General features: G+C 62.6%; 19 protein-coding genes and 2 pseudogenes. 11 read left to right on the top strand and 10 right to left on the bottom strand.

Going from position 1 to position 21,943, the window contains the following annotated elements:
* The first annotated feature begins 55 nt into the window (after positions 1-55).
* The 5 genes and pseudogenes from QD208_RS03600 to QD208_RS03620 all read left to right on the top strand — a co-directional run bounded on the left by QD208_RS03600 (position 56) and on the right by QD208_RS03620 (position 6,331).
* Complete coding sequence (locus QD208_RS03600; RefSeq protein ID WP_279835825.1) at positions 56-1,477, top strand: sodium:solute symporter family protein; 1,422 nt, start codon at positions 56-58, stop codon at positions 1,475-1,477.
* Positions 1,478-1,693: 216 nt separating this feature from the next.
* Positions 1,694-2,923, top strand: a complete 1,230-nt coding sequence (locus tag QD208_RS03605; protein WP_279835683.1) for a GGDEF domain-containing protein — start codon at positions 1,694-1,696, stop codon at positions 2,921-2,923.
* Positions 2,924-3,120: 197 nt separating this feature from the next.
* The gene (locus QD208_RS03610) at positions 3,121-4,182 is read left to right on the top strand and encodes a helix-turn-helix domain-containing protein (protein ID WP_279835685.1); all 1,062 of its coding nucleotides are present in this window, start codon (positions 3,121-3,123) and stop codon (positions 4,180-4,182) included.
* Between the two features lie 222 nt (positions 4,183-4,404).
* A pseudogene (locus QD208_RS03615) lies at positions 4,405-5,025 on the top strand (trimeric intracellular cation channel family protein); the annotation flags it as partial.
* A gap of 415 nt (positions 5,026-5,440) precedes the next feature.
* On the top strand, positions 5,441-6,331 hold the full coding sequence (locus QD208_RS03620) for a LysR family transcriptional regulator (protein ID WP_279835686.1): 891 nt from the start codon (positions 5,441-5,443) through the stop codon (positions 6,329-6,331).
* 77 nt (positions 6,332-6,408) lie between these two features.
* Here the strand turns inward: QD208_RS03620 and QD208_RS03625 are convergent, their stop codons facing one another.
* A complete protein-coding gene (locus tag QD208_RS03625) occupies positions 6,409-6,768 on the bottom strand; it encodes a hypothetical protein (RefSeq protein WP_279835835.1) in 360 nt (119 codons plus the stop codon).
* On the opposite strand from QD208_RS03625, the gene QD208_RS03630 reads away from it, so the two are divergent.
* Both QD208_RS03630 and QD208_RS03635 read left to right on the top strand, forming a co-directional pair.
* Positions 6,655-7,497, top strand: coding sequence for a nuclease-related domain-containing protein (locus QD208_RS03630; protein WP_279835827.1), 843 nt, complete (start codon positions 6,655-6,657; stop codon positions 7,495-7,497). The genes QD208_RS03625 and QD208_RS03630 overlap by 114 nt on opposite strands.
* Before the next feature lie 182 nt (positions 7,498-7,679).
* On the top strand, positions 7,680-7,925 hold the full coding sequence (locus QD208_RS03635; RefSeq protein ID WP_279835688.1) for a hypothetical protein: 246 nt from the start codon (positions 7,680-7,682) through the stop codon (positions 7,923-7,925).
* A gap of 110 nt (positions 7,926-8,035) precedes the next feature.
* On the opposite strand, the gene QD208_RS03640 is transcribed toward QD208_RS03635, so the two are convergent.
* On the bottom strand, positions 8,036-9,154 hold the full coding sequence (locus QD208_RS03640; RefSeq protein WP_279835690.1) for an L-dopachrome tautomerase-related protein: 1,119 nt from the start codon (positions 9,152-9,154) through the stop codon (positions 8,036-8,038).
* A 200-nt stretch (positions 9,155-9,354) separates the two neighbouring features.
* Positions 9,355-9,678: a thioredoxin gene (gene trxA / locus QD208_RS03645; protein WP_279835692.1), complete on the bottom strand. Its 324-nt coding sequence runs from the start codon at positions 9,676-9,678 to the stop codon at positions 9,355-9,357.
* Positions 9,679-10,204: 526 nt separating this feature from the next.
* Here trxA and QD208_RS03650 point away from each other — a divergent pair.
* The 4 genes and pseudogenes from QD208_RS03650 (at position 10,205) to chrA (ending at position 14,572) form a co-directional block, all read left to right on the top strand.
* Positions 10,205-10,555 carry a metalloregulator ArsR/SmtB family transcription factor gene (locus QD208_RS03650; RefSeq protein ID WP_347881989.1) on the top strand — a complete coding sequence of 117 codons (351 nt, stop codon included), beginning with the start codon at positions 10,205-10,207 and terminating at the stop codon, positions 10,553-10,555.
* A gap of 114 nt (positions 10,556-10,669) precedes the next feature.
* Positions 10,670-11,718: pseudogene (locus QD208_RS03655) on the top strand (ArsJ-associated glyceraldehyde-3-phosphate dehydrogenase).
* A gap of 1 nt (position 11,719) precedes the next feature.
* Positions 11,720-13,039, top strand: coding sequence for an organoarsenical effux MFS transporter ArsJ (gene arsJ, locus QD208_RS03660; RefSeq protein ID WP_279835696.1), 1,320 nt, complete (start codon positions 11,720-11,722; stop codon positions 13,037-13,039).
* Positions 13,040-13,303: 264 nt separating this feature from the next.
* Complete coding sequence (chrA, locus tag QD208_RS03665; RefSeq protein WP_279835699.1) at positions 13,304-14,572, top strand: chromate efflux transporter; 1,269 nt, start codon at positions 13,304-13,306, stop codon at positions 14,570-14,572.
* A gap of 112 nt (positions 14,573-14,684) precedes the next feature.
* On the opposite strand, the gene QD208_RS03670 is transcribed toward chrA, so the two are convergent.
* The 7 genes from QD208_RS03670 to QD208_RS03700 form a co-directional block, all read right to left on the bottom strand.
* Positions 14,685-15,890, bottom strand: a complete 1,206-nt coding sequence (locus QD208_RS03670; protein WP_279835702.1) for a GAK system CofD-like protein — start codon at positions 15,888-15,890, stop codon at positions 14,685-14,687.
* 178 nt (positions 15,891-16,068) lie between these two features.
* Positions 16,069-16,743, bottom strand: coding sequence for an HAD-IB family hydrolase (locus QD208_RS03675; RefSeq protein ID WP_279835703.1), 675 nt, complete (start codon positions 16,741-16,743; stop codon positions 16,069-16,071).
* Positions 16,736-17,923, bottom strand: a complete 1,188-nt coding sequence (locus QD208_RS03680) for an ABC transporter ATP-binding protein (RefSeq protein ID WP_279835705.1) — start codon at positions 17,921-17,923, stop codon at positions 16,736-16,738. The genes QD208_RS03675 and QD208_RS03680 overlap by 8 nt, the downstream gene beginning before the upstream one ends.
* A complete protein-coding gene (locus QD208_RS03685; protein ID WP_234368161.1) occupies positions 17,923-18,903 on the bottom strand; it encodes an ABC transporter permease in 981 nt (326 codons plus the stop codon). The genes QD208_RS03680 and QD208_RS03685 overlap by 1 nt, the downstream gene beginning before the upstream one ends.
* The gene (locus tag QD208_RS03690) at positions 18,887-19,735 is read right to left on the bottom strand and encodes an ABC transporter permease subunit (RefSeq protein ID WP_216060786.1); all 849 of its coding nucleotides are present in this window, start codon (positions 19,733-19,735) and stop codon (positions 18,887-18,889) included. The genes QD208_RS03685 and QD208_RS03690 overlap by 17 nt, the downstream gene beginning before the upstream one ends.
* Complete coding sequence (locus QD208_RS03695; RefSeq protein WP_279835708.1) at positions 19,735-20,568, bottom strand: alkaline phosphatase family protein; 834 nt, start codon at positions 20,566-20,568, stop codon at positions 19,735-19,737. Before QD208_RS03695 ends, QD208_RS03690 begins: the two co-directional genes overlap by 1 nt.
* Positions 20,569-20,660: 92 nt before the next feature.
* Positions 20,661-21,749, bottom strand: a complete 1,089-nt coding sequence (locus QD208_RS03700) for an extracellular solute-binding protein (RefSeq protein WP_279835710.1) — start codon at positions 21,747-21,749, stop codon at positions 20,661-20,663.
* Between the last annotated feature and the right edge of the window lie 194 nt (positions 21,750-21,943).

Here is a 21,943-nt window from a genome sequence, read left to right on the forward strand (position 1 = left end):
GTCCGTGCATGACAGCGTGCCCTTGCTGGTCACCCTGGGGTATGTCGTCCTCGCCATGGCCATCGGTCTCGGCGCGCGGGGCGGCCGGCGCATGGACACGCTGGAGCAGTGGGGGGTCGCCGGGCGCTCGATGGGGCCCGTGACGCTCTATCTGTTGATCGCCGCCGGCAGCGTCAGTGCCTACACCTTCATGGGCGCGCCGGGCTGGGCCTACAGCAAGGGCGTGCCGGTGTTCTATGTCGCCATCTATCTGGCCTATCTGGCGCTGGTGGCCTGGTACTTCGGCCCCAAGGTGTGGAAGTTCGGCGAGCAGTTCGGGCATGTCACCCAGGCAAGCGCGATCGCGGACCGCTATCAGAGCCCTCTACTAGGCGCGCTGTCGGCGCTGGTGATGTCGATTGCCTCCATCGCCTATGCGGTCCTGCAGACCATCGGCTCGGCCTACATTCTGCTGGTGATGAGCGGCGGGCGCATTCCGCTCTGGGCTGGCGTGTTGCTGGTGCTCAGCGCGATTGCCGTCTATCTGTTCGTCAGCGGCCAGCGCGCCATCGGTCGCACCAATGCCTTCCAGGGCGTGTTGATGTTGGTCGTTGCCTGGGCAATCGGCCTGTGGGCGGCCTATCTCTCCACCGGCGAATGGGGCTTCAGTGGCGTGTTCACGCGTCTTGAGGCCAGCCATCCGGAGTATCTGCGTCTGCCCGGCGCCGGCGGCGACATGAGCTTCAGCTTCTGGACCACCTCGATCATCGTCTCGATGCTGTCCTTCATGCCGCCGGTATGGACCCAATGGATGAGCGCCGCCTCCGCCGGCACCATCCGCCGCAGTGCCAGCTGGCTGCCGACCTACTATGTGGTGATCCTGCCGCTGGTGGTGGTCGGCTTCATCGGTATCTACAGCCTGCCGGAGCTTGCGCGCGCCGACACCGTGGTGCTCGAATACGCGATGGCCAACATGCCGGTCTGGCTGGTGGGCCTGTTGGGCGCGGGCACGCTGGCGGCCTCGATGTCCTCCAGCGAGCCCTTCATTCACTCGGTAGCCCTGAGCCTGAGTCGTGATGTGCTGCAGCCGGGCCTGAAGCTTGATGACCAACGCGCTGGCAAGCTGGCGCGCTGGCTGATCTTCCCGGTGATGTTCCTGATCGTGGCACCCCTGGCGATCTGGGAGCCGGGCAATCTGGTGATGATTCTCTTGATCGGGCTGGGCTTTGCCTCTCAGGTATTGCCGGCATTTCTGGGCATGTTCTTCTGGCCACGTGCCTCGGCGGCAGGTGTCATCAGCGGCATCAGTGCCGGCTTCGTGGTCACGGTGCTGTTTACCGTCGTGTGGCCACATCCTCTAGGCTTGCATGCCGGTTTCTGGGGACTGATGCTCAACCTGCCGGTCTTCGTGCTGGTGTCGCTACTGACACGGCCGGTGGATGAGGCAGTGACGTTGCGCTTCTTCCGCATCGCCGCTCCCTGGAGTCTCAAGCGCTGAGATTGCGCAGGGAATATCGTGAGCGGAGGGATGTCGGGGGGCACTCCGCTCTGATAGTCGAGCGCTGGGCTCGATCAAGCAGTTGTATTAAACTTGGACAGGCATATCACAAGGTTGTGAACGATTGCCACGTTTGCGCCCGATCGCTTATTGATCCGTGTCGCCTTGTATAGAGTGAGATCATTAATTGGCTGTCCTCAAGGGAGGGGGATGTGCATGAATGATCTGATGGTGCAGGTGGACAGACAGATACAGCAAGAGGGCGGTCTGGGAGTGCATTTCCCCGCTGAGATAGAAGCGCGCTTCGAGCACGATATCCATGTCGCGCGCAGTCACAAGCTTGCCTGCATGGGCGCGGTGGCGATCAGTATCTATGTGCTGTTTCTGCTCAATGACTGGCGCTTTCGTCCCGATCACATGCTGGAGGCCATCGTCATTCGCGTCGGGGTCATGACGCCCATCGCCCTGATCTGCATCTATATGCTCAAACGGGGTGTTTCGCCGGTATTGCGTGAGATGTTGATGACTGCGCTGGTGTGCTTCGCGATGATCTTCACCGCCCTGTTGATCCAGTTGTCAGTCTCGCCACATTCATTCCTCGATCTGTTCGCACTTGGCCTTATCGTGCTGGTGGGCAATGTCCTGTTTCAGCTGCGCTTCTGGTATGCCCTGTGCTCTTCGGCCTTCCATTTCGGCGTGATGCTGTATCTGGTCAATGCCCATCCCGCGCCCTATGTCTCGGCGGGTTTCATGGCGTTGATGGTGTTTTTGTCCATCACGCTATTTTCGATCATTTCCAATCTGCGCAGCGAAAAGGCCGAGCGCCTTTCCTACCTGCTGTTGCTGCGTGAGCAGCTCAGGGTCGAGGAGTTCACCGAGAAGAATGAAGAGTTCCGACGCCTGGCCTCGATCGACCCATTGACCGAAGTCTATAACCGGCGTCACTTCGACAGTCTCGTGAGTTCGCTGCTCGGAAAGCAGGTTGACAGCCGTCTTCAATACGGCGTGGCCATGATCGATGTCGACCATTTCAAGTCCTACAACGACCACTATGGTCACGTGAAAGGGGACCTATGTCTCAAGCGTATCGCGACGGCCATCTTCGAAAGTGTGCACCCTGATGTCGATATCGTGGCGCGCTTCGGGGGAGAAGAGTTTGTGGTGCTGCTGCCATCCAGTTCATCGCAACAAGCATTAGCGCGCGCAGAAGAGATTCGCCGCCATGTTCGCGACCTGGCGCTACCGCATGCGGGAAGTTCACGCCATGGTATTGTCACCATCAGTATCGGGGTCTCTGCTGCAGGCACCGGCCAGGGTTGCAGCTTCGAGACCATTCTCAAGCAGGCGGATGAGGCGCTTTATCGCGCCAAGGCCTCGGGACGAGATCGCTGCGAGCTGTTTGCTCAGCAGGATCCGCAGGCGCCGGGCCGAGCCTTCGCCGGCTAGCGTCGTTTAGGCCGTTCTCGGGTTTCAACCCCGTGCCACTTACCTCGAGTGTCTGACACGGGTAAGGTTGAGGCAAATGGCCACAGGTTGATGAAATTTGCCTCATGTCTGAACCGCAGCCCGACCCCTCTGAACTGTCAGCACGGTCTGAATTGTCAGAACCGTCAGAACACTCTGAACGGCCCTCGCAATCCCGCATGCCTCCTAAAGCGTCGGCGACGGCGTCGGAGCCCCTCTCTGCGCCGTATCCGCGACCGGATTCACCGCCACTGCTGTCCCCCGGGGCCGCAGAGCACACGCTGAATGTCTGGTTGGTTCCGCGCTTCTCGATGTTGACGTTGTTCTGCCTTCTGGAACCGCTACGGGTTGCCAATCGCTTCGGACGGCCGCTGTTCGCCTGGCGTCTGCTGTCCAGTGATGGCGAGGCTGTCGTGGCCAGCAATGGCGTGCGCATCGACGTCGATGGTGCCTTGTCGTCTCTGGTCAATGAGGCGCCATCGGGTGGCCAGAGTGGGGCGCAGACGCGCTTGATGGTGGTGTCATCCTACGGGCCGGAAGGCAGCGTCGGCAGCCAGGCGCGTGGCGTGATTCGGCACCTGGCAGCCCACGGCGCCTGGTTGGGAGGGTTGGATACCGCCCCCTTCATTCTGGCGCGCGCCGGGGTGCTCGCCGGTCATCGGGTCGCCCTGCACTGGGAGAGCGTGCCGGCCTTTCGCGAGGAATTTCCTCATCTCGAGATCAGTCAGGCCGACTATGAATGGCAGGGCGAGCGGCTGACGGGGTCTGGCGGCGCGGCCAGTATCGACATGATGCTGGCGTGGATCGAGTTTCTGTACGGGCCGTCGCTGGCGGACGCCGTCGGGCGGCAACTGGTACATCAGCGCGGGCATCTGGCCACGTCTGCTGCTGTCAGCACTCGAGACGATTCGCTGCCACGCAGTGTGGTCAAGGCGCTGGCTGTGATGGAGGCCAATCTTGCCCAGGTGCTGACGATCCCCGACATCTGTCGTCTGGTCGGCCAATCTCAGCGCCAGCTGACGCGTCTGTTCATGGCTCACTTCGAGGAAACGCCCAAGCAGCGCTATCTCGGCATGCGGCTGGATCATGCCCGGTGCGTATTGGCCGACAGCAGTCGCAGCGTTTCCCAGGCGGCTCTCGGCGTCGGGTTCACGCATCTGGCGCACTTCTCGCGTGCCTATCGCCAACGATTCGGTGAGCCGCCCAGCGCGACCGCGCGCCGTGGTCAGGCCACGCCCTGAGGCGGGTCATCATCCTCCGCTCCCTCAAGGCGGCGCGGATGACGTCGAGGGCACAAAAAGAGCCGCAAAAGGGAGTATGATCGCGCCGCTGCGCCGCTGCGCCGCTGCGCCGCTGCGCCATCGCAGCAGACGACTTGGCAGAAGAGGCCATCACGGTTCGCGACAAGCATATACGCCAATGTTTCATGCGCACGCCAGCGCACTGCAGGAGGCTTCACGAGAATGAACTGGATAACCTGGCTCGACCTGGCCGGTGTGATGATCTTTGCCCTGACCGGTGTCGTCGTGGCGTGCCGTTCACGCATGGACCCGATCGGCATGCTGGTGCTGGGCGCCGTGACCGGTATCGGCGGCGGTACGCTGCGTGATCTCGTGCTGGGAATCGGCCCGGTGTTCTGGGTCGAGCAGCCGATCTATCTGTGGGTCATCCTGTTGACGGTAATGGTGGCGACGCTCGGCTTTCATTATATCCATCGCCTGACGCGAGTTTTCCTGCCGGTCACCGATGCCTTCGGGTTGGCGCTGTTTACGGTATTGGGCGCGCACAAGGCGCGCATGCTGGGCGTGGATGGCATCGTGGCCGTCTTGATGGGCACCATGAGCGGCGTGGCGGGTGGCATGATTCGCGATGTGCTCGCGCGCCGTGTGCCGATGGTGCTGCGTCAGGAAATCTACGCCTCGGCGTCACTGGCGGGCGGCATTCTCTATATCGCGCTTCTCGAGGCGGGCGTTGGCCTGGCGTGGGCCACCGGCGCTGCCATCGTATTGATACTGGCGATTCGCCTGCCGGCGATCTATTGGCATCTGACCTTGCCGACCTTTGCCTGGGTGATCATTCCGCCGCCTCCGCTGGCTTCGCAAGTCAACGGCCAGAGGCATGATCAGGCTCCGTCGCGGGCAGCGGGCACGGGCGGGGAGAGTCGCGAGGGCGTGCACGCCGCGCCAGATGGCAGACCTCGTCAGCGCTCGGAATTCGCGACGACGCTGGGCGGCTCGATCGGTGCCAGCGATGTCTCGTCCTCGGGGCAGCTCGAGACATCGCCGGCACCTCCGTCATTGCCGCGGCGCACCCCCAAGGCACGGGTCAGGATGCTGCGCCCCGGCGAACGCCGCCGGGGTGGGCTCTAGGCGACATCCTTTTGCTGAGTGATTTGATCGGCAAGCCATATTGCAGATGCGGTCATGATGCGCATCATTATTGTGATTTCTGCAAAGATGCATGGGACCATGCGTCTTGTACTTTCAAGGAGATCACAGCATGCGCAGCCGTTCGGATGACCTCGAGTTGCTACTGGCCGTGGTGGATAGCGGGGGCTTCAGCGCCGCCGCCAATCGGTTGAACATACCGGTGGCCAAGGTATCGCGGGCCATTCAGCGCCTGGAAGGTGAGCTGGAAACGCCGTTGCTGAATCGCACCACACGCAGCGTGGCGCTGACCGATGAGGGGCGCGGCTTCGTCGAGCGCGTGCGCGAGGGCTTGTTGCTGCTCGGCAGTGCCGAAGAGGCCCTGTTGCAGCAGCGCGATCAGCCCAGTGGGCGGCTGCGCGTCGATGCCGCGAGCCCCTTCGTGCTGCATCAGCTGGTACCGCTGGTCGCGGAGTTCTCGCGCAGCTATCCCGGCATCGCGCTGGAGCTGTCAGCGGCCGATGACATCATCAACCTGCTGGAACAGCGTACCGATGTGGCCATCCGCATCGGCGAGCTGGATGACTCCACGCTGCACGCCAAGGTGCTGGGGCGCTCCACGCTGCATCTGGTCGCAAGCCCCGCCTATCTGGCCGTGCATGGCGTGCCGTCCAGTGTCGCGGCGTTGCAGACCCATCAGCTACTGGGGTTTCTGCCCCCCAGTCGTCTCAATCGCTGGCCGCTCAAGGAGGCTCCTCAGGGCTTTGACACGACACCCCATCTGCCGACCACCAGTGGCGAAGTCATGCGTCAGCTGTGCCTGGCGGGGCATGGTATCGCGCTGATCTCGCGCTTCATGCTGGGCAATGACCTCAAGACCGGCGCTCTGGTGGAAGTGTTGCCCGGCCAGATCCAGAGTCCCAATCCCCGCGAGCAGATCCAGGCGGTCTATTACCGTAACAGTACGCTGTCGCCGCGCATCAGCGCCTTCGTCGAGTTTCTCGCCACTCGCTTGGCGCTGTGAGTGGCTCATGTCTGGCGCCCCAGACTTGTCCTGACAAGAGCGGGTAAAGTGGCGCGGATATGTCCTGGCGCAGAGTTTTAACGATTATCCCGCACCAGAAACATGGCAATGGAGTCGGGCTGATTTAAATAAAGTTTATAATCTCTTGCTGAAATCTGTTTATTGACGCATGTTGCATGACGTATTTTACGGGCAATAGCGATATATTGGGCTGACAAGGATGTAATCAGCGCTTCAGGGACGAGCAGATGATAGCCAAGGAAAAAGAGGCCTACAGTGGCGACGATGAGCGCGCCAGGTATGGTCACCGCCAGGAAGAGGATGTGGCCTTCCATCTCCGGCGTGCCTTCGGGGGCGACCCCGAGGTCGTGATCTTCAATGATCTGCGACTGAAACAGGGTGAGGAGAATGCCCAAATCGATCATCTTGTCATGCATCCCTTCGGCTTCATCATCATCGAGTCGAAAAGCATCACTGGTGAAGTCAGGGTCAATGCGGCAGGTGAATGGCAGCGCAGCTATCGGGGCAATTGGTCTGGGCTCAAGTCACCACTGCGTCAGGCGGAATTGCAGCAGGATATTCTCAAGCGCCTATTGATCGAGCATCGCACTCGTTTGATGAACAAGACTTTGGGGCTGCAAGGCGGCTTTGCCGGTCGACAATGGAAAGTGCTGTGCGCCGTCTCGAGCAATGCCATCGTGCATCGTGACGATATGGCCAAGGGGGTCTCGGCTCAGGTGGTGAAGCCGGAGTTTCTTCACGAGCAGGTCAGTGGTCTGATCGGGGCGCGTTCGATGGTCAAGCGTGCTTTGCTGTTCGATACGCGTCCGGAGTTCACCAAGGATGAGCTTGAGCGTGTCAGTGAGTTCCTGCTAAAGCAAGACGCCCGTTCGCGTCGCGCGCATGCCGTCGAGACCGTTCGCCGCGAGGTGAGTCGTCGCCCGCAGCCGGCAGCGAAGACGCCAGACGCCGCTGACAGTGCCGCGAGTCGATGGGCGGTCAATGAGGGGGTATCCGCGAATCTGATAGCAAAGCCCTCGCCAACAATGCGCCTGGCAGTCATGAGCTTGACGACCGGAAGCGCTGTAATAAGAAGCAGCGCGCCATGGCCAGGCAGGGAGGCGATTCGAGTGCAGTGGCAGTTGCCGTCCCCACCGCCGCGGTAGACAAAGAGGAGAAGGCAAGCGCCGAGAGCGTCGCTAAGCCAAAAGCTGACCCCAGAGCCGAAACACCAGCGCCGCCAACTGAGGTACCTGTCGGGTCGCCAGTACCTGAAGCGCGTCTGGCCTCGCCACAGTTGAGCGAGCATCTCGACAGAATCACCGCATGCCTGAAGGCTTCCGCCACCATGCAAGCGCCACCGGAAGTTCGAGTCCAGTGCCAGAAATGTCAGGAAAAAGATGCACTGCTGGGGCGTTATGGCCCCTACGGCTATTACGTCAAATGTCAGGTCTGCAACGCCAATACATCACTCAAGCAGGGCTGTCCGGCCTGCGAGTATCACAGCGTACGCCTGAGCAAGTCCGGGGCGGTCTACTCGGGGCATTGCCCGCAATGTGAGCATGAGTTCGTGATATTCCGACAGCCCGACTGATGTGGTGCCTTGCAGAATGACAACGCCCGCATTCCTGACCAAGGAATGCGGGCGTTGTCATTCAGAGGGGCGACGCGACCGACCTCTCTATTGCCGATTCAATTATCGACTCAATTGTCGACGGGCCAGACCTTGAAGATACGGTACGGCGCCTGGCCGCTGTCCTTGCCGTCATTGAAGGACGGCGTGCTGTCGAGCTGATTGACGGTGACATAGAGCCAGCCGTCGGCCGCCATGCGCACGCCATCTGGCCAGTCGAGACGCTCATCGCGCACCAGCGGCGTCAGTTTGCCATCGGCGCCCAGCATATCCAGCCCGTGCTGATTGAGATTGGTGAAGTAGTGAGTGCCACCGGCGGTGTCCGCACCATCGGAAACGGGCTTGTCGCCGATGCGCGTGATGGCAGCGGCGATGGTGGCGTGATCGGCGCCTTCGCGCAGCAGCTTGGCCGGTAAGCTGTACCAGCTGTGGCCGGTCATGGCGCCGAAGAAGACCGTCTCGCCATCGCCGGACAGGGTGATCGGGTCGACGCCGACCTTGGCAGGCTTGCCATTGAACTGGACGTCCTTGCCATCGATCTTGAGCTTGGCACCGGGTTCTGCCTCAAGCGCCGGGTGCTCGCTGAAGCGGGTGGCCTCGCCGCTCTCCAGGTCGACGGTGATCAAGCCCGGATTGGCGATGTCTGCCAGATAGGCCACGCCACGGCTGCGGTCCACTGCCAGGTCCTGCACGAAGCTGCCCTCGGGGGCGATATTCGCTGGCAAAGTCAGCTTAGTGATCAGCTTGCCCGAGGCAATATCGAAGCCCCACAGGCGGGTCTTGCCCAGATGCAGCCCCATGTCGGTGATCCACAGTCCGCCCTGGCCATCCTGGTAGATGCCCAGAGGGGAATCGATGGTGGCGTCGCTGTAGCGGCCGGCATGCGTCTGCAAGGCAGGGGAGGGCCAGGCGCGGTAGCTGTTCTGGCCGGTGATCTCGACCAGTTGCACGTCGTGATCCCCATCCATCGGGTGGATGGTGGCGAAGACCTGTCCATTGGGCGTCACCGCCACATTGCCGGGGCGAATCTGCATGACGGCGACAGAGCGCATTTCACCGTAGGCAGGCCCGGCCTTGAGCGCTGAGGTGGTGGCCGGCAGGGTCGTATGACCGTTGGCGCAGCCCGTCAGCAGGCCGGTAAGCAGGGCGACCATGCCCAGATGTCGGGTCGAACGGACGGGGTCAGGCATCAATGTTTCCTTGTCGTGGTAATGCTGGTGTTACTGTCGCGGTCAGCGATATCTTGAAGGCAGGAATTTCTCTATGACGATAATTGCCTGAAAAATCATGGGCATAGAGTAACCTAAAGCACCGTGCAGACCAAAAAAACGCCCTCATGGAGGGCGTTTTCATTGCAGCGTCAGGGCCTTGCGGCCAGCGGCCGATTCGATCAGGCGTGACGCGAGATCATGGCGTCGAAGTTTTCCTTCGGCTGGACGCCGGTCAGGGCTTCGAGCTTCTCGCCGGACTTGAACAGCGCGATGGTCGGCAGGCCACGGACGCCATTCTGGGCGGCTAGGTCCGGTGCATCATCGACATTGATGGCAACGACCTTGAGGGCATCGCCCTGTTCTTCGGCGATGGATTCGACGATCGGGTCGAGCATCTTGCACGGGCCGCACCACGGTGCCCAGAACTTGACCAGCACCGGCTGCTCGCTCTCGATGACTTCCTGGGTGTAGTTGTTATCGACGACTTGTGCGAAATCCGCCATTTGTCTCTCCTGTGCATCACGAGGGATGCGTGATTCAAAAGGGCACTTGGTGTGCCTGACGCACACACACTAACGCCGCTCGACTTTTGTTCGCAAGCGCATTCGCTTTTGAGGCCAAGCAACATATGCGTGCCGTTTGCGCAACAGTGGCGATGGTGTGACCGGCTAACCGCTGGTACTCCGAGCCAAGCGACACTCTGATCGCGCTTCATTTGTCCTCCATTCCCTCTCCAATCGCTCTCCATCGCTGCCATCGATTCAGGCGCCGGCTGTCATCCAACTGTCATACATGTGTCATTTAATATATGGAAAAGCACATATATGATATTTCGTATATAGCCGCGCTTCAGCCGGCTGGGAGACAACCTGCCTTGCCTTGCGCCAGGTGCCGGTGAGAGGGGGCGGGAGAGGGAATCGGGTGGGGGAATCGAGAGGGGAGCAAGGTGGCTCAGGCATACGCGAGGACATCGCCATGAAACCGTCAACCAATGACGTTATTGATGGAGTGGGAGACATGGCGGCCTGCCTGACACCGTTGCAGGTCTTCAGGTGCCTTGCCGAGGATACTCGCCTGACCGTCGTGCAGCTGTTGGCCCAGATGGAAGAGTTGTGTGTCTGTGAGCTTATCTGGCTGCTGGAACAGCGCGCCATGCCCATCTCCCAGCCCAAGGTCTCGCGGCATCTCGCTCAGCTGAGAGATGCTGGCCTGCTGACCAGTCAGCGGCGTGGCCAGTGGGTGCACTACCGCCTGGCACCTGACCTTCCAGCTTGGTGCCATCTGATTCTCGCGACTCTCTGTCAGGCCAACGTCCGCGAGGTGTCGCGCTGGGTGGCGTGGCTGGAGACGATGCCCAACCGCCCTGTGCGCTGCTGCTGAGCGCACAGGCCGTAGAACGTTAGCCGAATCTTTTCGAACACTCTCAAGGAAATGCCCATGTGCCCTGCTCATAGCGCTCCGTCCTATTCCTCGTCCATCAGCGTGCCGGAGGGCATGCCGGCCCTGCGCGTCGGTATCAACGGCTTCGGGCGCATCGGTCGTCTCGCCCTGCGCGCGCTGTGGAAGCTGCGCGAAGATATCGCGCTGGACGTGGTGCGTATCAATGACCCGGGTGGCGATGCCGCGACCTTCGCCCATCTGCTGGAATTCGATTCCGTGCATGGCAGTGGTCGCCGGGCGCCGGTATCACCAGCGACGCGGATTCCATCACCCTCGATGGTCAGCGCACGGCATTCTCAAGCCAACGTGAGATCGGTGATACCGACTGGTCGGGCTGCGATGTGGTGATCGAGGCTTCCGGCAAGAAGAAGAGCACCGAGGTGCTGAACGCCTATCTCGAGCAGGGCGTCGCGCGGGTCGTGGTCTCCGCGCCGGTCAAGGAAGAGGGCGTGCTCAACATCGTCATGGGCGTCAATGATCACCTCTACAACGCCGAACAGCATCGCATCGTGACGGCGGCCAGCTGTACCACCAACTGCCTGGCGCCGGTGATCAAGGTGATTCAGGAGCAGTTCGGCATTCGTCATGGTTCCATGACCACCGTGCACGACATCACCAATACCCAGACGATTCTGGATGCGCCGCACAAGGATCTGCGCCGCGCGCGGGCCTGCGGCATGAGCCTGATTCCGACGACCACCGGTTCCGCTAAGGCGATCAGCGCCATCTTCCCGGAGCTGGAAGGCCGCTTGAACGGCCACGCCATTCGCGTGCCGCTGGCCAATGCCTCCCTGACCGACATGGTGTTCGAGCTCAACCGCGAAGTGACGGTGGAAGAGGTCAATCAGGCGCTGCAGAGCGCGGCGGAAGGCGACCTGGCCGGCGTGCTGGGCTACGAGACACGCCCGCTGGTGTCGATCGATTTCCGTACCGATTCCCGCTCCAGCATCATCGATGCGCCCTCGACCATGGTCGTCGCGGGTACCCAGCTCAAGCTGTACGCCTGGTATGACAACGAGTGGGGCTATGCCAACCGCACCGCAGAGCTGGCGCTGAAAGTGGGCCTGGGTGATCTGGTCGACGCCAGCACACAGGAGCGCTGAAATGCTTGCCCGCCTGCGAGAGTTGCCCCATGAGGTGCGCCAGTACCTGCTGGTGACGGGGAATTACTGGGCCTTCACGCTGACGGATGGCGCACTGCGCATGCTGGTGGTGCTGCATTTCCATTCGCTGGGCTATTCGGCGCTGGATATCGCGTTGCTGTTCCTGTTCTACGAGGCCTTCGGTGTCGTCACCAACCTGGTCGGCGGCTGGCTGGGAGCGCGACTCGGCCTCAATCGCACCATGAATGCGGGGCTTGCGATGCAGCTGGTGGCGCTCGGCATGCTGTTGGTGCCGGAGCCCATGCTGACGGTGATCTGGGTGATGGTCGCCCAGGCGCTGTCGGGCATCGCCAAGGACCTCAACAAGATGAGCGCCAAGAGCGCCATCAAGGTGCTGGTGCCGAAGGGGCAGCAGGCGGCGGAATCGCAGAGCGCGCTGTATCGCTGGGTCGCGCTGCTGACCGGTTCCAAGAATGCCCTCAAGGGCCTGGGCTTCTTCCTCGGTGGTGCAGCGCTCAGCCTCATCGGCTTCCAGGGCACGGTATTGGCCATGTGGCTCATGCTGGCCGTGGTGCTGGTGCTGTCCCTGCGCAAGCTCTCGCCATCGCTGGGGCAGAGCAAGGCCAGCCACAAGCCGGCGTTTCGTGAGATGTTCTCGACCTCGCGGACGGTCAATGTGCTGTCGGCGGCGCGCATGTGCCTGTTCGCTGCACGTGATGTCTGGTTCGTGGTCGCCTTGCCGGTCTATCTGGCCGAGGTGCATGGCTGGAACTTCTGGACGGTTGGTATCCTGATGGCCACATGGGTGATCGGTTACGGCGGGGTGCAGACCCAGGCCCCGCACGTCACCGGGCCGATCGCGCGTCGCTTGAGCGGTGATGCGGGCATGCGCTGGATGACCGTGCTGCTGGCCGGCGTGCTGGCGCTGTTGCCCGCGCTGATGGCGAGCATGTCGCTGGATGCCGAGCTGGGTGGCGACAGTAGTGCGGCCATTCTGTTGGGGCTGGCGCCCCTTGAGTGGTTGATCATCGGTCTGCTGGTGTTCGGCGTTATCTTCGCCGTCAATTCCAGCTGGCACAGCTACCTGATCGTGCGCTTCGCGCGCAGTGAAGGCGTGTCGATGGATGTCGGCTTCTATTACATGGCCAACGCCATGGGGCGCCTGCTGGGCACGTTGCTGTCCGGTTGGCTCTATCAGGCCTATGGTCTGGAAGCCTGCCTGTGGTGGTCGGCGGCACTGGTGGCGGCGAGTGCCGTGATGGCCATCGCATTGCCCTCGGACACGCAGCATGCCTCCACTCAGGAGACGTCGGCCAACTGAAGCCTTCGCCGGGCACCTGACGCCTAAGCCCTTATGCAGGGAGCCCTCATGCAGGAAGCCCGTCCCAACCATGGGGCGGGCTTCCTGTCATCTGGCGGCGATAGTCTGGTGGGTGATGCAAGTGACGCGAGGATCAGCTCATTGCGAATTCACCTGATGTCACCGTAGCGTCAGCAAGTCGAAATTCTTTCGTATAGCTCTCACATAACCCCCACGCTGGATTTCTGGTCGTTATTCTTTCCTTTCCGCTCCAAGAGAAACGTCATGTCACATCCGGATGAAACTGCGAAGCGTGAGCGCGACCACGCGACGCCTGATGCTGCGCTTACGAGCGACAAGGCGCGGCGCAGTGAAGTGCTGCGCACCTTCCTCACCTTGGGGCTGACCAGCTTCGGCGGCCCGATTGCTCACCTTGGATACTTCCACGATGAGCTGGTACGCAGGCGAGGCTGGTTGAGTGACAAGGCCTACGCCGAGCTGGTCGCGCTCTGTCAGTTTCTGCCGGGGCCGACCAGCAGCCAGGTCGGTTTCGCGCTGGGCATGGTGCGTGGCGGTGGTGTAATGGGCGGGATACTGGCGTGGATCGGCTTCACCTTGCCGTCTGCGCTGGCATTGCTGGTATTGGCACTGGTGGCGGGCAGCCTCGAAGGGCCGCTGGCCTCGGGGGTGATCCACGGCTTGAAGCTGGTGGCGGTGGCCGTCGTCGCCCAGGCGATCTGGGGCATGGCGCGCAAGCTGTGCCCGGATTTGCGGCGTACCTGTCTGGCGCTGTTGGCCATGCTGGGCCTGGCGCTGGCGCTGGCGCAGGGCGCTTGGGCGCAGGTCGGGGTGATCGCGATGGGCGCAGTACTCGGCAGCCTGCTGTGTCGTGATGACAAGGCGGCATCCGTGCGCCAGCAAGTCCAGGCAGCGGGGCTGTCACTGCCGGTCTCGACGCGCCTGGCGCGCTACTGCCTGGTCGCGTTCTTCGTGCTGTTGATCGGCCTGCCGCTGGTGGCCTCCGGCAGTCTGGTCGATATCTTCTACCGTGCTGGGGCGCTGGTGTTCGGGGGCGGGCACGTGGTGCTGCCGCTGCTGGAGGCCTCCACCGTCGAGACGGGCCATATCGCGGCCGATACCTTCCTCACCGGCTATGGCGCCGCCCAGGCGATGCCGGGGCCGCTGTTCACCTTTGCCGCCTGGCTGGGGGCCGGTATGGCGCAGGTGGGCGGAGGTTCGGCACTGTTCGGTGCCGTCATTGCGCTATTGAGCATCTTCCTGCCGGGGATTCTGCTGCTGATCGGTGTGGCGCCTTTGTGGGGGCGTCTGCGCGCCCGCGCCGGGGCGCGCGCTGCGCTCGCCGGCGCCAATGCGACCGTGGTGGGCGTGCTGGGCATGGCGCTCTATGACCCGCTATGGACCACCAGCGTGCTGAGCCGCACGGACCTGGTGATCGCGCTGGCCGCCTTCATCGCTCTGACGCGTTTCTCGCTGGCACCCTGGAAGCTGGTGCTGGGGATGGTGATCCTCGGCGCGGTGCGTGGCGTGATCTAAGTCCCGACGTCGTATCTGATAAAAGAACGCCCCCGTCTGCTGTTGGCAGGCGGGGGCGTTCTTGTTCTGCAGAGCAACTCATGCCGAGCAACTTCAGGCCGAGCGGCTGGTGTCACACCAGCGACAGCAGCGCGGTGACCAGCAGCTCGTTGTCGTAGTAGGGCGCGCTCTGCTCGCTGATCAGGCGGGTGTCGATCACGGTGATGCCCATGCGCTCGAGCGCCTCGATGCAGGGGCCGCCCGGGTAGTCACCGCGCTGGCTGTCGAGGAGCACGATGTTTAGCAGGTTCTCGGTGGGGCAGTCTTCCATGCGGCCGGTGAGGTCGGCACACAGGGTGTCGAGCAACACGCTGACCAGCTCATCCATGCGCTTGCCGGTCTGTTCCGGGTCTGGGCAGCAGTTGGGGATGTAGACCTTGGGGCAGGGGTTGGCCAGCACCGCGCGCCCGACGCCCTTGGGCAGCAGATTGGCGAGCACGCTGGAATAGAAGCTGCCGGGAGGGAAGCAGATCAGCTCGGCCGACTCGATCAACTGGCGATTGTTGGCGTGCAGCTCCGGCACCACGGGCACATGGTGGTCGCCCTCTGCCGCGGCCAGACGCATGCGCGCGATGGGCGAGTCGAGGGGCGCGACTTCCTTGCCGGTAATGCAGTGCTGGCCGATGATCTCGCGGCCATCTTCCAGCGTCACCGCCAGATGACAATCGGCATTGACCACGGCACGCACCGTACCGCGCACATGCACCAGTTTTGAGAACAGGAAGATGATCTGATCCAGCTGCTGGTGATGGTTCAGATAGCCACCGGCAATGATCAGGTTGCCGATGCTGGCGCCGCGCAGATCAAAGCCTTCCGGCATGGCGTCGATGAGAAAGCCCAGCTGATGGCAGATCAGGGTGCGCATCGGTTCCGCGACCGCCATGGTCAACGGATGACGTCCGGCTGCCAGTTCGCGCAGCGTGGCGTGCAGCATCTCCGGGCGCGCTTCACGCGGCAGGCGGTGGGTAAACAGGCGATAGATATCGGGATGGCCCAGCACGCTGTCATCGGCCAGCGCCATCAGGCGTGAACGCAGATCGCCGATGGCGGGCATCGAGAAGGCGTCGCGCAGTTTGGCCGAGCTGCCACCGGAATCGAACGGCGTCACCAGATGGATGCTGTGGTGGGTATAGCGGGTTAGGGTGCGCGAGACCCCGGTCAGTGCGGTACCGCCACTGAAGAACAGCACGCGTGGGCCGACTTCGGGGGCTTTCAGATAGCGCCTGACGCGCATGGGATCGGGTACACGTGCGGTCCGACTGACCCTGACCTTGGCCATTGCATGGCTTCCTTTATGCTTGCATTTTTGGCATAGAGTGCCTTTTTTTACGCCCAGCGTCGCCTATTATGCACTTTCTCTCAATTCCAGCGCAGGGACTCTCGATCCCAGTCTCTCGACCCCAGCCCAGCGTCTCTTGTTGCCAGCCTGGCTTCCCTCATTGCCAACCCGGTTTCCTTCATTGCCAGCGTAGTGTCTGCCAGGCGCGCTGTTGCGCCAGGCTGGCGAGGGTCGGGTCCGGATGAACGGCGAAGGGGTGATCGACGAACTCCAGCAAGGCCAGATCATTGCGTGAATCCGAATAGCCCCAGCTGGGCACCCCGGCGCTGTGGCTGGCGTGTTGCTGCTGCCATGCCTTGAGTGCCGCGAGCTTGCCCTCGCGGAAGGTGCGAATGCCACAGGCCCGCCCGTTGTAACAGCCTTGCTCGGTTTCAAGTGCCGTGGCCAGGGCTGCGTCCAGTGCCAGGCGCTCGGCGAGGGGGGCGACCAGATGCGCCGTCGAGGCCGAGATGATCACGACCTGATGATTCTGCGCGCGGTGCCAGTGAATTCGCTCCAGCCCCTCACGATACAGGCGCGGCATCAGCTCGGCATCGAGAAAGCGTGCCACCTCGGCATCGACCTCACTGACGGCGCGCCCTGCCAGCGGGGCCAGCAGGTGGGTCAGGTGGACCTCCATGTCGAGTTGACCGGCCGCGTAGTCCAGCATCTGTTGTGCCCAGATCGCGCGATATTCCTCGCCATCGGCGATCCAGCCCTTTGCGATCAACCAGTCGGTCCAAAGCCCCGTGGCATCGCCCTCGAGCAAGGTGTCGTCAAGATCGAAGATGGCAAGCCCTGTGATGTCATCCATGGGACACCTGCGACGTGGCGGCGGTCTCGTTACCGCCCAGCGCCTGAACCTCATCCAGATCGGCGTGCAGCACCACGCGCAGATGGCGCGGCAATAACTGCCGAGCGCTGCGATTGAGGATATCAACATTCAGGCGCAGTCCCTGACAGTCCACCTCATAGCGCACGATATTGCCGAGCAGCTGGTGGCGGCGAATCACGCCCGGGCAGCCGGGGCCGGCATTGTCTGGCAAGGGCTGGGTCGGGAAGTTGGCATATTCATCCTGTTGTCCCTGGGGGCTGATGTCCGGTTGCAGATACAGCGCTTCCGGACGCAGTGCCACGCGCGGGCTGTCACTCTCGTAGCCGAGCAGCGGGCGCGCCAGCTCGCGACCGATTAGATTGTAATGCCCCATAAATCCCGCCGCCGTGGCATCCACCGGGCGGGTATACAGCGACTCGGCATTGCCCTGCTGCAGGATGCGCCCCTGATGCATCAGGAAGATGCGGTCCGACAGCAGCAGTGCCTCCTCCTGATCGTGGGTCACGAACAGGGTGGTCAGGCCGAGGCTCTTCTGTATGTCACGGATCTGATCACGCAGATGGCGGCGGATACGCGCATCCAGTGCCGACAGCGGCTCATCCAGCAACAGGATCTGCGGCTCGACCACCAGCGCGCGTGCCAGTGCCACACGCTGACGCTGGCCGCCAGACAATTGATGCGGGAAGCGCTGCGCCTGATCGGTCAGCTCCACCAGTCTGAGCACCTCGCTGACACGCCGCTCGCGTTCTTCCGGGCGCACCTTCTTCATGCGTAGCCCGAAGGCCACGTTGTCCGCCACGCGCATGTTGGGGAACAGCGCATAGTGCTGGAAGACCATGCCGATGCCGCGACGCTGCGGCGGCAGTGGCGTGATGTCGTGACCATCGACGATGATCTGGCCGGCATCGACATCATTGAGCCCAGCAATGGCGCGCAGCAGGGTCGACTTGCCGCAGCCGGAGGGGCCGAGCAGGGTGATGAATTCCCCGCGCGCGATCTCGGCCTCTATCTCGGCGAATACCTGGGTCTTGCCGAAGCTCTTGGCCAGGCCATTGAGCTTGAGGTAGTGCTGGTCGGCGGCGCGTTCGCGCAGGGCGCTGGTCAGAAGGCCGCCGGCGCTCTGGCTATCGAATGTGGTGGCGGTGTCGATGGCAAGCATCAGCGGTCCCCTCGGGATGCGGAGTCTGACGACTGGTGGTGGGTGTGGCGCGGCTCGGATTCGGCGCTCGGCACCGGGCCGGGCAAGCCGTCGGTCATGGTGGTGGCCAGCGCCTCGTCGGGGTCATCTGCGGGCATCTCTTGCTCGGCGGGCTGACGATTGCCGAGCCAGGTCAGGATCAGCGTGAATACGAACAGGGTGATAACCAAGGCGCTGGTGAAGTGGCCGCTGGCGCCGCGGATATTGTTCAGATAGACCTGCAGGGTCTCGAAGCGGGTGCCGACCAGCATGTTGGCGAACACGAATTCGCCAGCCAGGAACGAGAAGGCCAGGAAGACGGCAATCTGGATGCCGACGCGAATATTGGGCAGTACGACCAGGAAGAACGCCTTGAGCGGACTCGCCCCCAGCAATTGAGCGGCCTCCATTAGGGACGCCACGTCCAGCGCGCGCAGGCTGTTGGCCAGGGCACGGTACATGAAGGGCAGCACGATGGTGAAATAGGTGGGGATCAGGATCCACGGCGTGCCGACGATGGCCAGCGGGCCACCTGCGTAGAGCTGTAGCAGGCCGACCGATGACACGATGGGCGGCACGGCGAAGGGCAGCAGGATCAGCCCATTCATCACGCTATCCAGGCGCGGATAGCGTGTGTGGGCGAGAAACACCACCGGCACGATCAGCAGCAACGACAGTGCCAGCGCGCCGACGGCGACCAGCAGCGAGCGCCCGAACGCCGCCAGAAAGCGCGGTGTGGTCCAGAGTTCCAGAAACCATTTCACGGTCAGGGCATCGGGGGTCAGGCTGGCGCCCCAGCGTGTCGCCAGGGCGTAGAACAGCGTCGCGATCAGCGGCAGTGCCAGCAGCGCGAAGACACTGGTGACGATGAAGGTGTAGATGTTCACGCGGCGCAGGCGCGCCATCAGGCTGGGCAGCAAGGGCTTGCCGTGGCGATAGGGCAGTTCAGCGGGAAGTGACATGGTAGCTCCTGCGCATGAGCCATTGCTGAATCAGCGTGACGATGACGAGAATGACGACCAGCACCAGGGCCAGTGCGCTGGCCAGTTCCGGCTGCAGGAACAGGTCGCCGGAGACCAGATTGGCGATGCGGATGGTCATCAGGTTGTAGCTGGTATTCACCAGCGCATAGACGGTGGCGTAGGCGCCCATGGCATTGGCGAACAGCACGGTGAGCGTGCCCGCCAGTGACGGCCACAGCACCGGCAGGCCGATGTGCTGCCAGTAGGCGAGGCGGTTGGCGCCCAGCAGGCTGGCGGCTTCACGCCACTCCGTCTTCAGGGTGCTGAAGGCGGGATATAGCAACAGGATGCCCAGCGGAATCTGGAACCAGGTGTAGATGACGATCAGGCCGGTGCGCGAGTAGAGATTGAAGTCCTCGAGCAGACCGAAGCGCTCCAGCATCAGGGTCAGCATGCCGTTGGCGCCCATCAGGATGATGAAGGCGAAGGCCAGCGGGACACCGGCGAAGTTGCTGGTCATGTTGGTGAAGGCGATCATCATGCGCGTCAGGCGCGGGCCGCAGCGGTGCATGCTGTGACAGGTCACGGCGGCGATCGCCAGCCCCAGCACGCTGGACATGAAGGAGATCTCGAGACTGCGCCAGATGGCCTGGCGGAAGAAGGCCGAGGAGGCGATCTCGTGAAAGTTGGCCAGCCCCCAGCCAGTAGGGGTCTTGAAGGCGCTGATCATCACCCACACCAGCGGCGCGATCTGGAAGGCGCCGAAGATCAGCGCAAACGGCAGCAGCCACATGACGGGGCTGGTCAGGCGGCGCTTCAAGGCGGCAGACATCACTTGAGGCCTCGCGTGGCAGAATGACTCGCCAGCAGCGATGGATTGCTCGCCTTGCTGTGCTCGAGCCCCAGCAGTGTGGCCAGGGTGCCGCAGAGCTCGCGTTGCTTGAGGTCCGTCGCGGCGCCGTTGGCGAAGGCGCTGCCGAAGGTCCACAGCGGCACGCGACGCTCCTCTTCCAGCAGGCCGGAGTGAGAGCGGTCGGCATTCATGCCGTGATCGGCGGTGACCATCACCTGATAGCCGGCCTCCAGCCATGCCGGCAGGTAGTCGGCCAGGGCGACGTCGGCATGCCGTGCGGCATTGCGATACTGCGGTGTGTCGCCGCCATGACGATGGCCGGCATCGTCGATGTTCATGCTATGCACCAGCAGGAAATCCGGGTCGTGACGCAGGCGCAGCATTTCGGCGTCACTGAACAGATGGTCATCCGGATAATGGTCCTGCCAGTAGAAGATGCCCGCCTGGATGGCGGATTCCGGATTGTCGAGCCAGCGATGACGGGCCGGCACGAAGGGGGCCGCGACATAGAGTTCACTGACCCAATGATAGGCGGCGGCAGCCGTGCGCTTGCCCTGCTGGCTGGCAAGGTCGAACAGGCTGATGCCGCGTGAGCGACGCACGATACCGTTGTTGACGATACCTGAGTCGACAGGCAGGTCGCCGGTCAGCAGGCATTCATAGAGCGGGCGCGACATGGCCGGCAGCTCGCAGTCCAGTGATTGATACTGGCCACGGCCGGCCTCGACCAGGGCACTCAGATAGCCCATGGCATGATGACCCACGGCATGGTTGAGGCCGTCGAGCACGACAAGAATGACACGCTGAGACATGGTGACTCCGTGAAGCTCAAGACGGCACCGCAAAGGCGATGCCGTCTGTCAGGATGGTGCGCGCTCTGCTCGCGTGAAGCAGAGGCCGGGGATCACTGCTGGTGGATCAGTACCTGGGACTGCCACTGACGCGGCAGCTGTTTGGCACTGGCTTCCCAACCCGCGAAGTCCTGGACCGGACGAGCATTGGCGTACTGCTCGTTGGGCAGCAGCTTGGCGGCGATATCCTCGGGCAGGGTGAGGTGCTCGGCGCGGATCGGACGGGCATAGCCCTTGGCCAGATTCAGCTGACCGGCATCGGAGAGGATGTACTCTCGGGCCAGCTTGGCGGCATTCGGGTGCGCGGCATGCTTGTTGATGATAGTGGCGTAGCCGGAGGTGACGGAGGCATCAGACGGAATGACGACCTCGAAGGTGTCGCGGTTGATCTGATCGCGATAGTTCAGGGCATTGAAGTCCCACAGCAGGGCGACTTCGACTTCGCCTTTCTCCAGGTTGGCGATGCTCGGCTCTGCCAGTGACAGACGGCCCTGGCGCGCCAGTTCCGCGAAGACTTCCAGGCCCGGTGTCAGGTCGGATTCCTTGCCGCCATTGGCGAAGGCAGCGGCCAGAATGGCGTTGTTGGCCTGTGAGGCCTTGCCCACCGCGCCGACGGACACCTTGTAATCACCCTCGGCGAGGTCGGCGAAGGAGGTCGGGCGCTCATCTTCACTGACCAGTGTCTTGTTGATCATGAAGGAAATGGTGCCGGTGTAGCCCAGTACCCAGTGGCCATCCTTGTCCCTGGCCCACTCCGGGATCTGCTCCCAGGTGGTGGTCTTGTAGGCCTGGGTCACGCCTTGCTGCACCGCGATCGGACCGAAGGCGAAGCCCACGTCACCGATATCGGCGGTGGCGTTCTCACCCTCGGCCTTGAACTTGGCGACTTCCTCGGCGGAGCTCATGTCGGTATCGCTATGCGCGATGGAATACTTCGACTCGAGGTCTGCCCAGGTGTCCTTCCAGTTGGCCCAACTGTCCGGCATGCCGACGCTATCGACACGGCCTTCGGACTGAGCGGCCTCGAGAAGGTCAGCCGGCATGTCGGCGGCACTGACGGAGGCACTGCCCAACAGGGCGGCCATGCAGGTGGAAACCAGCAGGCCGGTGGAGCGGGATGAGGTAGTGGCAATCGACTTCAAGGAGATTTCCCCAGTAGGTGATGAACAATCGCTGCGCTGAAGGTACGGCGTGACGGGCATCAGGCACTCTGTCGACACGCTGAGAGCACGTCCGGGTGCTCAGGTCATTGCTCAGGCCAGTTCCAGATCATTGACCAGACCAGTGCTCTGCCAAGTGCTCAGGCAAGTGCCGAGACAGCCGAGACTGTGTGGTC

Source organism: Cobetia sp. 29-18-1, from assembly GCF_029846405.1.
In the GTDB taxonomy this organism is placed as follows: domain Bacteria; phylum Pseudomonadota; class Gammaproteobacteria; order Pseudomonadales; family Halomonadaceae; genus Cobetia; species Cobetia amphilecti.

Bases quoted from the DNA above. Each gene is read 5' to 3' on its own strand.
- QD208_RS03600 (WP_279835825.1), top strand. From the start codon at position 56: ATGGCCATCGGTCTCGGCGCGCGGGGCGGCCGGCGCATGGACACGCTG.
- QD208_RS03605 (WP_279835683.1), top strand. From the start codon at position 1,694: ATGAATGATCTGATGGTGCAGGTGGACAGACAGATACAGCAAGAGGGC.
- QD208_RS03610 (WP_279835685.1), top strand. From the start codon at position 3,121: ATGCCTCCTAAAGCGTCGGCGACGGCGTCGGAGCCCCTCTCTGCGCCG.
- QD208_RS03620 (WP_279835686.1), top strand. From the start codon at position 5,441: ATGCGCAGCCGTTCGGATGACCTCGAGTTGCTACTGGCCGTGGTGGAT.
- QD208_RS03625 (WP_279835835.1), bottom strand. From the start codon at position 6,768: ATGCATGACAAGATGATCGATTTGGGCATTCTCCTCACCCTGTTTCAG.
- QD208_RS03635 (WP_279835688.1), top strand. From the start codon at position 7,680: ATGCAAGCGCCACCGGAAGTTCGAGTCCAGTGCCAGAAATGTCAGGAA.
- QD208_RS03640 (WP_279835690.1), bottom strand. From the start codon at position 9,154: ATGCCTGACCCCGTCCGTTCGACCCGACATCTGGGCATGGTCGCCCTG.
- trxA (WP_279835692.1), bottom strand. From the start codon at position 9,678: ATGGCGGATTTCGCACAAGTCGTCGATAACAACTACACCCAGGAAGTC.
- arsJ (WP_279835696.1), top strand. From the start codon at position 11,720: ATGCTTGCCCGCCTGCGAGAGTTGCCCCATGAGGTGCGCCAGTACCTG.
- chrA (WP_279835699.1), top strand. From the start codon at position 13,304: ATGTCACATCCGGATGAAACTGCGAAGCGTGAGCGCGACCACGCGACG.
- QD208_RS03670 (WP_279835702.1), bottom strand. From the start codon at position 15,890: ATGGCCAAGGTCAGGGTCAGTCGGACCGCACGTGTACCCGATCCCATG.
- QD208_RS03675 (WP_279835703.1), bottom strand. From the start codon at position 16,743: ATGGATGACATCACAGGGCTTGCCATCTTCGATCTTGACGACACCTTG.
- QD208_RS03680 (WP_279835705.1), bottom strand. From the start codon at position 17,923: ATGCTTGCCATCGACACCGCCACCACATTCGATAGCCAGAGCGCCGGC.
- QD208_RS03685 (WP_234368161.1), bottom strand. From the start codon at position 18,903: ATGTCACTTCCCGCTGAACTGCCCTATCGCCACGGCAAGCCCTTGCTG.
- QD208_RS03690 (WP_216060786.1), bottom strand. From the start codon at position 19,735: ATGTCTGCCGCCTTGAAGCGCCGCCTGACCAGCCCCGTCATGTGGCTG.
- QD208_RS03695 (WP_279835708.1), bottom strand. From the start codon at position 20,568: ATGTCTCAGCGTGTCATTCTTGTCGTGCTCGACGGCCTCAACCATGCC.